The 13,243-nt window shown below is 73.7% G+C and carries 8 protein-coding genes; 5 read left to right on the top strand and 3 right to left on the bottom strand.

What is annotated here, in order from left to right:
• Positions 1 to 26: 26 nt before the first annotated feature.
• Positions 27 to 644 carry a phosphotransferase gene (locus tag ACIP67_RS30540; RefSeq protein ID WP_401696124.1) on the bottom strand — a complete coding sequence of 206 codons (618 nt, stop codon included), beginning with the start codon at positions 642 to 644 and terminating at the stop codon, positions 27 to 29.
• Between the two features lie 256 nt (positions 645 to 900).
• Between ACIP67_RS30540 and ACIP67_RS30545 the strand changes: the two genes are divergently transcribed.
• The 3 genes from ACIP67_RS30545 to ACIP67_RS30555 are packed head-to-tail and all read left to right on the top strand — an operon-like array spanning position 901 to position 3,385.
• A complete protein-coding gene (locus tag ACIP67_RS30545) occupies positions 901 to 1,461 on the top strand; it encodes a SigE family RNA polymerase sigma factor (RefSeq protein WP_401696125.1) in 561 nt (186 codons plus the stop codon).
• The gene (locus ACIP67_RS30550; protein ID WP_401696126.1) at positions 1,428 to 1,757 is read left to right on the top strand and encodes a hypothetical protein; all 330 of its coding nucleotides are present in this window, start codon (positions 1,428 to 1,430) and stop codon (positions 1,755 to 1,757) included. The genes ACIP67_RS30545 and ACIP67_RS30550 overlap by 34 nt, the downstream gene beginning before the upstream one ends.
• A 38-nt stretch (positions 1,758 to 1,795) precedes the next feature.
• Positions 1,796 to 3,385, top strand: coding sequence for a dolichyl-phosphate-mannose--protein mannosyltransferase (locus ACIP67_RS30555; protein ID WP_401696267.1), 1,590 nt, complete (start codon positions 1,796 to 1,798; stop codon positions 3,383 to 3,385).
• Positions 3,386 to 3,403: 18 nt separating this feature from the next.
• Here ACIP67_RS30555 and ACIP67_RS30560 read toward each other — a convergent pair whose 3' ends face one another.
• The gene (locus ACIP67_RS30560; protein WP_401696127.1) at positions 3,404 to 3,832 is read right to left on the bottom strand and encodes a hypothetical protein; all 429 of its coding nucleotides are present in this window, start codon (positions 3,830 to 3,832) and stop codon (positions 3,404 to 3,406) included.
• 486 nt (positions 3,833 to 4,318) lie between these two features.
• On the opposite strand from ACIP67_RS30560, the gene ACIP67_RS30565 reads away from it, so the two are divergent.
• Positions 4,319 to 7,639, top strand: a complete 3,321-nt coding sequence (locus ACIP67_RS30565) for a right-handed parallel beta-helix repeat-containing protein (RefSeq protein WP_401696128.1) — start codon at positions 4,319 to 4,321, stop codon at positions 7,637 to 7,639.
• Positions 7,636 to 8,874 (top strand): S8 family serine peptidase, encoded by a 1,239-nt coding sequence (locus tag ACIP67_RS30570; protein ID WP_401696129.1) that lies wholly within the window; start codon positions 7,636 to 7,638, stop codon positions 8,872 to 8,874. The genes ACIP67_RS30565 and ACIP67_RS30570 overlap by 4 nt, the downstream gene beginning before the upstream one ends.
• Positions 8,875 to 9,178: 304 nt before the next feature.
• Here ACIP67_RS30570 and eccCa read toward each other — a convergent pair whose 3' ends face one another.
• Complete coding sequence (eccCa, locus tag ACIP67_RS30575) at positions 9,179 to 13,120, bottom strand: type VII secretion protein EccCa (RefSeq protein WP_401696268.1); 3,942 nt, start codon at positions 13,118 to 13,120, stop codon at positions 9,179 to 9,181.
• Between the last annotated feature and the right edge of the window lie 123 nt (positions 13,121 to 13,243).

Raw genomic sequence — 13,243 nt, forward strand, 5'->3', positions numbered from 1 at the left:
TGGGTGGGCGGCGGAAAGGTGAGACGTCACTCAAACAGGTGCCGGTGGGCTCGGCTCCATGCCAACTTGTCTTCGAGGTCCTGCAGGTAACCGTCGGCCGCCCAGGTTGCCTGGGGTTCGTGCCCGGCATCGGCCAGCCGGCGTACTCGTTCGGCGTTCTCCCGCTGCTCGAGGATGACGGCGTCGACGATGTCGGCGGTGGAGAGGAGGCCGTAGGCGGTGCAGAACCGTTGCAGGCGGCGACGGCGGTCGGGCGGTTGCGGATAGCGGAGCCAACGGGTGCACTCGGTGTCGTCCCTGAACGGTGCCACGTACTGCAGGGCGTAGGCGATGTCGTGCAGGCGTGCTGCCGGGCGAGCGAAGTCGAAGTCGATGAGGCCCACCGGCTGCTGTCCCTGCCAGACCACATTCCATGGGCCGAAGTCACCGTGGCAGATCACCTCACCGTCAGTGGACTCCGTCGTGCCGACGGCCCAGGCGGCGTTGTCGGGCGGGGTGAAAGACGCGGTTGCGTCGTGGTACTCGCGCAGCAGCCGGGCGAAGGCGGTCAAGCCGTCGTCTTCCACGACTTCGGCCCACCCCAGCGGCCCCGACTCTCCGTCGACATAGCTGAGGACCTCGCGGCCTTCCTCGTCGATCCCCAAGGCCCGCGGAGCGTAGGGGAAGCCCTCGGCCGACACTCCGCCCGCTTCGGCGATCGCGCGGCGGCGAGCGGTGAGTGCGCCGACCCGCCGCCCGGAGCGGTGCCGTCCGGCATGCTCGCCTCCCGGTGACGTGGGTCCGGCGGGCGGACGTGCCGGCACACGTGCACGGCTCACCGGGGCATGTGATCCACGACACGGCCGCGGAGCGCATAGGGCGGGCGGTGCCGGTGCCTTTCAAGGAGACGTGGGGACAGGTGTGAGGCGAGAAGCTCATGAACGGTCGACGTCACAGGCGTTCGACCGCTTCGTGACGGCCCGGTGGCCCGCGCTGCTGCACCTGGCGCGGCTGCTCACCGGCGGGGACCGGCACCGGGCCGAGGACCTGCTCCAGGAGGCCCTGGTGAAGCTGTGGTTCGCCTGGCCGAGGGTGGCCGAGCAGGCACCCGAGGCGTATGTACGCAAGGTCCTCGCCCGCGCCGCCGCCCGGTCGGCACGGCGGCGCTGGTGGGGCGAGCAGCCCGTGGCGGAACTGCCCGAACCGCCCGGGGCGGGCGACGAGACCGCCGCCGTGGACGAACGGTCCCGCCTGGAGGCCGCGCTGGCGCTGCTGCCGGCGCGGCAGCGGGCCGCGGTGGTGCTGCGCTACTACCAGGACCTGCCCGAGCGGGACGTCGCCCGGGTGCTGGGCTGCCCGGTCGGCACCGCCCGTTCCCTCACGGCCCGCGGCGTCGCCCGGCTGCGCGGGCTGCTGACCGTACCGTCCGCGACGACGGAGGAGGAACGATGGATCAGTTCGAGCGGGAACTGGCCCGGTTGATGCGGGACAGCCGGCGCGACACACCCTACGAGGACCGCCACCGTCGCCGCCTGCGGGCCGCGGTGCGGGCCCGGCGGCGGACCAGGGCGGCCTGGATGGCCACCGGGTCCCTGCTGACCGCCGCCGCCCTCGGCGCCGTGCTGGTCGTCCTGGCCGGTACCGTCGCCCGGGGCGGCCCCGCCGGCCCACGGCCCCGCCCGGTCACCTCCGCCGCGTCGCTCCCGGCGACGGCGACGGCGACGGCCGCGGCGACGATCACCCCCTCGCCCCAGGTGAGCGACCGGGGCCGGGAGTGACCGGGGTGCCCGGCCCACGGAGCCCCTGGGAACTGCGGATGCGCGGCTTCGGACACGTGGCGCCCCCGCACACCTCCGTCCGCGACCGCCTGACCGTACCGTTCCCCCGGCCGGCACGCCGGTCGGACTGGGTCGGCCCGCTCCTGGTCGCGCTCCTCGCCGGGGTGCTCCGCTTCCGGCACCTCGGCCGGCCGCGGGCGCTCGTCTTCGACGAGACGTACTACGCCAAGGACGCCTGGTCCCTGCTGCGCCACGGCTACGAGACCGGCTGGCCCGACCGCAGGGCCGTCGACCCGCAGATCCTCGCCCACCCGGGGACGGTCCCGGTCCCCGACACCGGAGCCTTCGTCGCCCACCCGCCCGCCGGGAAGTGGGTGATCGCCGTCGGTGAACGGCTGTTCGGCCTCGATCCGTTCGGCTGGCGCTTCATGACGGCGCTCCTCGGCACGCTGTCCGTGCTGATGCTGTGCCGCATCGGACGCCGGCTGTTCCGTTCGACGGCGCTGGGCTGCCTCGCCGGCACCCTGCTGGCCCTCGACGGACTGCACCTGGTGATGAGCCGCACCGCGCTGCTCGACCTCGTCGTCATGTTCTTCGTGCTGGCCGCGTTCGGCTGTCTGCTGATCGACCGGGACCGGGCGCGCGCCCGGCTCGCGGCAGCCCTGCCCGCCGACCCGGACGGCCGGGTACGGCCGCACGGGCCCACCGGCGACCGGGTGGGGACGGGGCCGCGGCCCTGGCGGATCGCGGCCGGTGTCTTCCTGGGCCTGTCGGCCGCGACCAAGTGGAACGGCCTGTACTACCTGGCCTTCTTCGTGCTCCTCACCCTGCTGTGGGACGTCGGCGCCCGGCGCGTGGCGGGCGCGTACCGCCCGTGGCGCGCGGTGCTGCGCAAGGACGCCGGCCGGTCGGTGACCTCCCTCGTCCCGGTCGCCGCCGTGACGTACCTGGCGGCCTGGACGGGATGGTTCCGCTCCGACGGCGGCTACGGCCGCCACTGGGCGGACGGCCGAGGCGGCCCCTGGTCGTGGATACCGGCCCCGCTGCGCAGCCTGTGGCACTACGAATCAGGGGTGTACCGGTTCAACGTGGGGCTGGACAGCCCGCACACCTACCAGTCGAACCCCTGGAGCTGGCTGGTCCTCGGCCGACCGGTGCTGTTCGACTACGACTCGCCGAAGTCCGGGACGGACGGCTGTCGCACGGCCGCCGACTGCTCCCGCACGGTCCTCGCCCTGGGCACCCCGCTGCTGTGGTGGGCGGCGTGCTGCGCCCTGGCGTACCTGCTGTACCGCTGGGCGCTGCGCCGCGACTGGCGGGCCGGCGCCGTCCTGTGCGGGGTCGGCGCGGGCTGGCTGCCCTGGTTGCTGTACCAGGACCGTACGGTCTTCTCCTTCTACGCCGTGGTCCTCGTGCCGTACCTGTGTCTGGCGGTGGCGATGACGCTGGGCGCCCTGCTGGGTCCGCCGGGCGCGTCGCGCGGGCGCCGCGCGTGGGGGGCGGGGGCGGCGGGCCTGGTCGTCCTGCTCATCGCCTGGAACTTCGTCTGGTTCTTCCCGCTCTGGACCGGGCAGACGATTCCCTACGCCGACTGGCACGCCCGGATGTGGCTGGACACCTGGGTGTGACCTGCGTGTGAGGCGGGGTCAGACGGCCTTGAAGGGGACCGCGAAGGACTTCTTCAGCGACGATGCGGCGACCAGCGGCAGCAGCGAGGCCAGCAGCTTCCGCCTGAACGTGGCCGGCTCCCGGGTCAGCCGGACGTCGACCCGGGTGCCGTCGCCCTCGGGGGTCATCGTGAAGACCCAGCCGCCGCCGGCGCCGAAGACCTTGGAGTCGAGGGTGGTGATGGTGACCGTGTCACCGTCCGGCTCCCACTCGTAGCGGGCGCGCTCCCAGGCGGCGGCGGTGCCCTCGGTGACCTCGGCCCAGGTGTCGCCGAGGCCGTGCACCTCGAAGTGGTCGCTGTCGATCGTGGGCCAGGCGTCGGCACGCGAGGGTCCGAAGTCGGTCAGCACTCCCAGGACGTCCTCGGGGCTGAGCGGGGACACGAGCTGGAACCGTACGACTGCCATGGGATTTCCTCACCGAGAAGTAACCGTTCTGAGCGGTGACGAGAGACTCCCATGTGTGCGCGTCACCCGTCAAGGCGGTTACTGGGGGGTGTGGGTGAGGTCGGCGACGCTTCGGCGCGCGGGCGGGACGCACGGGCGGGGCGCGCGAGGGCGGCGGACACCTTACCACCGACACGTGTGAGAGCACCCGCGGCGACCGCCATACATGTGTCTTTGGTGCTCGCCGGGAGAACACCGTGGATACTCCACCCCGGCAAACCTGAATTACTCTGGTCCCGGGTCGGCCGAGGGGTCACCGGGCGAACAAGTGGGGTGCCGGCAGGGGCCGGTCGTACGACAGGTTCCCGCCGCACGTTCGCCCGCGTGTCCGCTCCGGTCCGCCACCCCGGCGACCTGGGACGCACGGCAAACATGGTCGCTGCCCGTGCAAGGTATTCCCGGGTGTGTTCGTGCCTCCCGGGGTGCCCGTTTGAGGAGGAACCACGCGTGTCTCGCCAGGTACTCACCGTCGGCCCGGACAGCGCCGACGGCTTGTCAACGATCGGGGAGGCGCTGGCCAGAGCACGCAGTGGCGCGGTCCTCAGCATCCTGCCCGGCACCTACCCGGAGAATGTGACCATCACCACTCCGGTCACCCTCGTCGCCGCCAAGGCCCGCGGCACCGTCGAGATAGCACCGCGCCGCGGCAGCGCCCTGACGCTGCGGGCGGACGCCGTCATGCTCACCGACCTGGTGCTGCGCGGCCGGGACGAGGAGCTCCCGGTCGTCGACGCGCCCCGGGGGCAGATCGCGATGGACGGCTGTGAGATCGCGGCCTCCTCCTGGACCGCGCTGCTGGCCCGCAACAGCGGCTCGCTGGCCCTGCGCGACTGCCGGGTGACCAACGGCGCGGGCGCCGGGATCGTGGTCACCTCCCCGGCGGAGTCCAGCGTGGAGTCCACCACCCTGGAACACCTCGGCACCACCGGCGTCGTCATCGGGGAACAGGGCCGGGTCACCGTGCGCGGCTGCACCATCCGTGACGCCCGCGGCAACGGCGTACTCGCCAACGGTGAGGCCCAGGGCTCGGTGGAGGAGTGCGACATCTCCTCCACGGACAAGCCCGCGGTGGCGCTGGAGGGACGCAGCACCACCAGCGTGCTGCGCACCGTGCTGCACGACACGACCACCGGCGTGCACATCACCAGCGAGGCGCGCACCGTCTTCGAGGACGTGCGGGTGACGAACACCTCCGGCGTCGGCATCGCCGTGGGGCTCGGCAGCGACCCGCTGCTGCGCCGCTGCCGGGTGGCCCGGACGAAGGAACACGGCGTGCTCGTCACGGACCGCTCGCGGGGCACCTTCGAGGACTGCTGGGCCGACTCCTGCGAGGGACCGGCGGTCCGTGTGACGGGTTCGGCCTCGCCGGTCTTCGTCGGACTGACGGTACGGGACTGCGCCGGCTCCGGGCTGCTCCTGGAGGAGGAGTCCGCCGCGGAACTGGACCGGCTGGAGGTCGTGGACGCCAAGGGCGCCGGCATCTCCATCCGCACCGGCGCCAATCCGCTGGTGCGCAGGGCCCGCGTCATCTCCCCGGCCGGGCACGGCGTGGAGGTGGTCAAGGGCGGCCGGGGCCGTCTGGAGGACTGTCTGATCCAGCGGCCGGCGGGCGCCGGCGTCCACGTGGCGGACGACGGCAACGTCTACGTCGGCGCCGGCACCGTGGAGGCGCCGGAGGGCGCCGGGCTCTCCGTCGGCGGCGACGGCGTCATGACCGTGCGGGACTGCCGGATCACCGGGGCGGCCCGGCACGGCGTGCTGGTCGAGAAGGACGGCGACCTGACCGGGACCCGGGTGACCGCCCGCGAGAGCACCGAGCAGGGGGTGCTGATCGCCGACGGCGGACGGGCGTCCCTCAACTCCTGCGAGATCAGCGGCAGCGGCAAGGACGGGGTGCGCATCGAGTCCGACTCCCCGGTCTCCGTGGTGAACTGCACGGTCCGGGACAACGCGGGCGGCGGCCTGATCCAGGCCAAGGCCGGCGACCGGGTCGCCGTCGAGGGCCTCACCAGCACCGGCAACGGCAAGCGGGACGCGTGGGGCGTCGGCGACGCCGAGGGCACCGACCCGGCCGCGTCCCCGGCGACGCGGGAGGGCGACGGTCCGGGCGACGACGCCGCGCTGGCCGCGCTCGACGCGCTGATCGGCCTGGACAACGTCAAGCAGCAGGTCCGTACGCTGGTCAACCTCACCCAGCTCGCCCAGCGCCGGGCCAGGCTCGGCATGCCGGCGCCGCCGATGAGCAGGCACCTGGTCTTCGCGGGTCCCCCCGGCACCGGCAAGACCACCGTGGCCAGGCTCTACGGCACCATCCTCGCCGGTCTCGGCACCCTGAGATCCGGCCACCTGGTGGAGGTCTCCCGGGCGGACCTGGTCGCCCAGATCGTCGGCGGCACCGCGATCAAGACCACCGAGGCGTTCCACCGGGCCCTCGGCGGTGTCCTCTTCATCGACGAGGCGTACACCCTGCTCTCCGACGGCCAGGGCTCCGGCGCCAACTTCGGCCGGGAGGCCGTCGACACGCTGCTGAAGCTGATGGAGGACCACCGGGACGACGTGGTGGTCGTCGCCGCGGGCTACTCGTCCCGGATGGACGACTTCCTGGCGTCCAACCCCGGTCTCGCCTCGCGCTTCTCCCGGACCATCGAGTTCGAGAACTACTCCGTGCCCGAACTGGTCGACATCGTCGAGAACATGTGCCTGAGCCACCAGTACCGGCTGGACGAGACGACGCACGAGGCGCTGGCCGTGCGCTTCGACCGCATGCCCAAGGACGCCACCTTCGGCAACGGCCGCGAGGCCCGCCGGGTGTTCGAGGAGATGGTCGACCGCCAGGCCACCCGGCTCGCCGCCCTCGCCGACCTCTCCGAGAGCGACCTGCAACTGCTGCTGCCCGAGGACGTCGGCGCCGAGGCGGCGGCCGCCGTCGCCGGCGAGGAGGCGCGAGGCGACAGCGACCCGCTGGCCCGCCTGGGCGACCTGGTCGGTCTCGCCGCCGTCAAACGGGACGTCACCGACCTCGTCAACCTGCTCTCCACGGCCCGGCAGCGGGAGGCCGCGGGACTGCCCGTGCCGCGCATCAGCCACCACCTGGTCTTCACCGGGCCGCCGGGCACCGGCAAGACGACCGTGGCCCGGCTCTACGGCCAACTGCTCGCCTCGCTCGGCGTGCTGCCCCGGGGCCAGCTCGTCGAGGTCTCCCGCGCCGACCTGGTGGGCCGCTACATCGGCCACACCGCCCAGCTGACCCGCGAGGTCTTCGAACGGGCCATCGGCGGCGTCCTCTTCGTCGACGAGGCGTACACCCTGACCCCGGCGGGCGCCTCGGCCTCCGACTTCGGCCGGGAGGCGGTGGACACGCTGCTGAAGCTGATGGAGGACCACCGGGACGAGGTGGTCGTCATCGTCGCCGGATACACCGAGGAGATCGAAGGGTTCCTGGCCTCCAACCCGGGCCTGTCCTCGCGCTTCTCCCGCCGCGTCGAGTTCGCCGACTACTCCTCCGACGAACTGGTCACGATCGTCCGGGCGCACGCGGCGACCGCGGGCTACGAGTGCGGGCCCGGCACCGGGCAGCTGCTCAGGGAGCACTTCGACGGGCTGCCGCGCGACCGGTCCTTCGGCAACGCACGGCTGGCCCGCCAGGTCCTGGAGGGCATGATGACGCGGCAGGCCGGCCGGATCAGCCGGATGGCCGCACCCGGCTTCGAGGACCTCAGACTCCTGCTGCCGCAGGACGCGCCGCAACGGGAGGGACTGTCGCTGTGACCCACGCCCCGCAGGAACGGCCCGCCCGCCGCCGCCCGCGTCCCGCCGGACGCGGACACGTGTCGGCCGCGCTGGCGCTGACGGCGACCACACTGGTGCTGGCCGCCCCGCCGGCGGCCGCCGCCGGGGGACAGTCGGTGAGACTGCCCGTGATGCCGGCCCGACTGGCCGACGGCGCGGACTGCACCGCCGAGTCCACCACCACGGCCACGGCCACACCCTGGGAACACCAGAGCCTGGAACTGACCCCCGCCGCGCGGATCTCGCAGGGCGCCGGGGTGAAGGTCGGCGTCGTCGACACCGGCGTCTCCACCGGCGCCCCCGCCCTGGCGGGCCGGGTCGACGCCCTCGGCCCCGCCGCCGACGACTGCGTGGGGCACGGCACCTTCGTGGCCGGGCTGATCGCCGCGGCGCCGGTGAAGGGCGTCGCCTTCCACGGCGTCGCCCCGCGGGCGGGCATCGTCGCGGCCCGCGGCACCGACGAGCGCGGGACACCCTCGGCGGCCCAGGTGGCGGCGGGCATCCGCGGCGCGGTGGACGCGGGGGCCGAGGTCGTCGAGGTGTCGGCCGCGTTCGAGACCCGGTCGGCCGCGCTCGACGACGCGGTCGCCTACGCGGCCCGGCACGACGCGCTGATCGTGGCCGCCGCGGTGCCGGACCCGCCGGACGACGCCACCGCCGCCGCGAGCACACCCGCACCGCGTGACTACTGGCCGGCGGCCTCCCCTGGGGTGCTCGGCGTCGTGGACGTGGACGTCCAGGGCGCCCGCCCGGACGACGCGCTGTCCCCGGCCCACGCCGACCTGGCGGCCCCCGGCGACGGCGTCGTCGGTGTCGGGCCGGCGGGCAGCGGGCACTTCGTCGGCTCCGGCGCCTCCTTCGCCGCCGCGTACACCGCGGGCGCCGCCGCCCTGGTGCGGTCGGCCTTCCCGGACCTGTCCGCGGCCGAGGCGGCCCGGCGTCTGATCGCCACCGCCTACCCCGACGACGTGCCCCGGCTGGACGCCTACGCGGCGGTCGCCTCGGTCACCGACGGCGGCACGGCGGCGGCTCCGGCCGCGGCCGGGCGCAACGACGCCGTCGTACGGCTGCCGGACCGGACCCCGGGGGACCGGGCCACCCGCACCGCCCTGCTCGTCGCCGCCGCGGGCGCGGGGACCGTCCTGCTGGTCGGCTGGGCGGCCCTGGCCGTCCCGCGCGGCCGGGCCCGCGGATGGCGCCCGACGCACCGCTGACCGACACCGCCGACGCGAGCCGGGGCCTGTCCGGCCGTTCCCGTCGTCGCCCGCGGGGCGGCTCTGCGGCGTCAGGTGCGTGCTCTGGGGGTCCCCCCGGCCGAAGGCCGGGGGAGTGCCGGCCCCCGGCCCTCGTACTGGATGTACTCGGGTCAGAGGCCGGTGCGGCGAGTGGGGGTACCGCCCACGCCGTTCAGGCAGTGGGGGAGCGTGCAGGGCGCCGCGGAGCAGGCGGGAACGGCCGGACAGACCCAGGGGGCCGGGTTCACACCCGGCCCCCTCACGCGTTCCGGTCCGGTCGCCGTCAGCTCCCGGCCGCCTCGGACGGCTCGCCCGTCAGCGCCGTCTGCATCAGCGTCGCCTTGTTCCGGGCGATGTACATGCCCCGGCCCGGCGGCAGGTTGCGGGGCTTGACGGTGCCGAAGACATAGCCCTCCGACGGCGGGCAGGACATCAGCAGACCCGGCGTGTTGACCTCGCTCAGCCGGCGCAGCAGATGGTCGTTGAAGCCACGGCCCGCACCGGTGGCGGAGCGTGCCGCGACGACGTGCAGACCGACCTCGTGCCCCAGCGCCAGGAACTCGAAGAGCGGCGCGAAGGGATGGTCGAAGGCGTTGCTGCCGCCCAGCATGTCGTAGTCGTCGACCAGCACGAACAGCCGGGGCCCCGGCCACCAGTCGGCCTGCCGCATCCGCGCGGGGCTGATGTCGGGACCCGGCAGGCGGGTCTTCAGGGCCCGCTGGCAGTTGCTCATCAGCTCCTGGAGCGCGGAGAGCGACACGGCGTGCCCCAGGCGGTACTCCTCCGGGACGGACTCCACCAGCTCCCGCCGGTAGTCGACCACCAGGACGCGCGCCTGCTGCGGGGTGTAGCGGGAGGTGATCGCGGAGGTCACCAGCTTCAGGAAGTTGGTCTTGCCGCTCTCGGTGTCGCCGACCGCCACCAGGTGCGGGGTGCGGCTGAAGTCGTGCCAGACGGGGGACAGCGTCTCCTCGTCGATGCCCAGCGGCATCCGCAGCCCCTCGGTGCCCCCGGCGGCGGGCAGGTCGCCGGCGGGCAGCCGGTGCGGCAGCATCCGGACGGCGGGCGCCGGAGTGCCGGTCCAGGCCCCGCCGACCCGCTCGACCAGGTCGGCGACGCCCTCGGTGAGGTCGTCGGCGCTGCCGCTGCCGTCCACCCGGGGCAGTGCGGACAGGAAGTGCAGCTTGCCCTCGACGGTGAGACCGCGTCCCGGGACGCGCGGCACGAGCGCCGCCCGGCGCATGTCGACCACCGAGTCCATGTTGTCGCCGAGCTTCAGCTCCAGCCGGGTGGCGATCTGGTCGCGGATCTGCGTCGCCATCTCCATCCACCGGGACGCGGTGACCACCAGGTGGACGCCGTAGTTCAGGCCGCGGGCGGCGAACTGGTGGAACGTCGGGACCAGGGCGTCGAAGTCCTGGCGCAGGGTGGCCCAGCCGTCCACCACCAGGAACACGTCGCCGTGCGCCTCGTCGGCGAAGTCGCCGGCCGCCCGGCGCCGCCGGTAGGTGGCCATCGAGTCGATGTTGTGGTCGAGGAAGAACTGTTCACGGTGGTTGAGCACCGCGGTGACCTCGGCCACGGTCCGGCTGATGCGCTCGCCGTCCAGCCGGGAGGCGACCCCGCCCACGTGCGGCAGCCCGGACAGCCCCGACAGCGTGCCGCCGCCGAAGTCCAGGCAGTAGAACTGCACTTCGCGCGGGGTGTGGGTGAGCGCCAGGGCGGCGATGAGGGTGCGCAGCAGCGTGGACTTGCCGCTCTGCGAACCGCCCGCGATACCGACGTGGCCCTCTGCGCCGGACAGGTCCACCACGAGGGGGTCGCGGCGCTGCTCGAAGGGCTTGTCGACCAGGCCCACCGGCACCCGCAGCCGGCCGGCGCCCGGCCACCGTGCCGCCGTGAACCCGCGAGCCGGATCGGCCGCGAGCGGCAGCAGCTCGTCCAGCGACGACGGCAGACCGAGCGGGGGCAGCCACACCTGGTGCGCGCCCGGCCCGGCGTCCCGCAGCCGGCCGAGCGCCACCGACAGCAGGCTCTCGCCGGACTCCCGGCCCTCCTCGGCGGCCGGTCCGGCGACGACGGCCGGCTCGGCAGCGCCGCGCGGCACCACGTACCCCGACGTCCACGGCACCACCTGGCGGGCCACCCGGGCCTGCGCCACCGCCCCGCCCCGCTTGCGGTACCCGCCCGACACATAGGCCGCCCGGAACCGGGTCAGCGCCTCCACACCGCTCTTGAGGTAACCGCTGCCGGGCTGCGAGGGCAGCTGGTAGGCGTCCGGAACACCCAGCACGCCCCGGCTCTCCATCGCCGAGAAGGTCCGCAGCCCGATCCGGTACGACAGATGGCTCTCCAGCTGGTGCATCCGCCCCTCGTCCAGGCGCTGCGAGGCCAGCAGCAGATGGACCCCCAGCGACCGTCCCAGACGGCCGATCATGACGAACAGCTCCATGAACTCCCGGTGTGCCGACAGCAGTTCGCTGAACTCGTCGACCACGACGAACAGGCTGGGCAGCGGCGCGAGCGACGCACCCGCGGCGCGGGCCCGCTCGTACTCCAGCGCCGAGGAGTAGTTGCCGGCCGCCCGCAGCAGTTCCTGGCGGCGGATCAGCTCGCCGTGCAGGGCGTCCTGCATCCGCGCCACCAGCGCCACCTCGTCGGAGAGGTTGGTGATCACCGCCGAGGTGTGCGGCAGCTCGTCCAGGCCGAGGAAGGTGGCGCCGCCCTTGAAGTCGACCAGGACGAAGTTCAGGGTCTCGGAGGAGTTGGTCAGGGCCAGCCCCAGGACCAGCGTGCGCAGCAACTCGCTCTTGCCCGAACCGGTGGCGCCGATGAGCATGCCGTGCGGCCCCATGCCGCCCTGCGCGGACTCCTTGATGTCCAGCTCGACGGGCAGGCCGTCACTGCCCACCGCGATGGGCACCCGCAGCCGGGACGCCCCGTCGGTCCGCCGCCACAGCGCCGCCGGATCGTGCCGGTGCAGGTCGGCGATGCCCAGCAGCGAGGTCAGCTCGGTGTCCGCGGCCAGCGGCTCGGCCGCGGCGGCCGCCAGCCGCATCCGGTACGGCGCGATCAGCCGGGCCAGCGCCTCCGCACCGACCGGACCCAGGGCATCGGGCCTGCCGAGCCCCGTCATCAGCTCCTTGCGGGTGCGGTCGGTGCGCACCAGGCTGATCCGGTCGGGCCGGACGTCGAGCCGGAGCGTGGTGCGTCCGGGCCGCCACTGGAGGGTGTCGGCGAGGTCCACGACGACCGCGTTGCGGAACCCCTGGCCGTCCAGGCGGTGCCCGGCGGGCACCGCCACACCGTCCAGGACGACGACCGTGTACGGCTCCTCCCGGCCGGGCGGCGTCTCCGGGTCGAAGGCCGGACGCTCGCCGAACTCGGCCCCCAGCAGGTCCTCCAGGTCGCTGAAGGCGGAGGTCACCATCCGGGCGGGGCCGGCACCGTCCTCCTCCTGCGGGTGCTGACCGTGCGGCAGCCACTTCACCCACTCCCAGTCGGCCCGGTGCTCGTCGGCGGCGCACACCACGATCCACAGCTCCTCCGGGGCGTGGAACACGGCGAGCTGCGCCACCATCGCCCGCACCAGGCCCCGTCGGGCGGCCGCGTCACCGCGCAGCAGCACCCGGGCCCAGGACCGCAGATACACCGCTACCGGCTGGTCCGGCACCGTGCTGTAGGCACGTATGAACCGGCGCAGCGCATGCGCGGACAGCGGGTCGAGGTCCTCCACCGGCTTGGTCGACAGCGGGGTCAGCTTCATGGCCAGCTGCTGGTCGCCGACCGCGATCCGCACCTCGCCGAAGTCCTCGTCCTTCACCCGGCGCTCCCACAGCCGAGTGGTGCGCACCATGGAGCGCAGCGCCGCGGGCTCCGGATGCCGCCAGGCCAGGGCCAGTTGCTGTTCCATCACCGCGCGCCGAGCCTGCTTGCGGATCTGCCCGAGGTACCGCAGGTAGTCGCGTCGCTCCCCGCGCAGCCGCTGCTTGCGCTCACTGGTGCGCCGCATGAACTGGCCGATGATCATGGCGGCGGACGCCAGCACCATCAGCCCCAGCGACAGGTACACGAACACACCGCTCGACCCGCCCGGACGCAGGAAGATCAGCATCATGGAGACGGACATCATCGCCATCGGCAGATACGTCCATACGGCGGAGTTGTCGGGCACCGTCTCCGCGAGCACCGGGGGTTCCTGGAGGCTCAGTTCACCACCAGGCATGTCCGGGCCGCGACGGCGCGCGGGACGGCGGAAAAGCACGGAACTCAAACGAATCGGCTCCTTCGGGCAACGGCCGGAGATATGTCACCGGGCTCGTCAGCAGTAGGCACGTGTGTGAAATCG

This window comes from Streptomyces sp. NPDC088812 (genome assembly GCF_044750285.1).
Lineage (GTDB): Bacteria > Actinomycetota > Actinomycetes > Streptomycetales > Streptomycetaceae > Streptomyces.

What these genes read in the sequence shown, in the direction of transcription:
- ACIP67_RS30550 (WP_401696126.1), top strand. Translation starts at nt 1,428, where the DNA reads ATGGATCAGTTCGAGCGGGAACTGGCCCGGTTGATGCGGGACAGCCGG.
- ACIP67_RS30555 (WP_401696267.1), top strand. Translation starts at nt 1,796, where the DNA reads ATGCGCGGCTTCGGACACGTGGCGCCCCCGCACACCTCCGTCCGCGAC.
- ACIP67_RS30560 (WP_401696127.1), bottom strand. Translation starts at nt 3,832, where the DNA reads ATGGCAGTCGTACGGTTCCAGCTCGTGTCCCCGCTCAGCCCCGAGGAC.
- eccCa (WP_401696268.1), bottom strand. Translation starts at nt 13,120, where the DNA reads ATGCCTGGTGGTGAACTGAGCCTCCAGGAACCCCCGGTGCTCGCGGAG.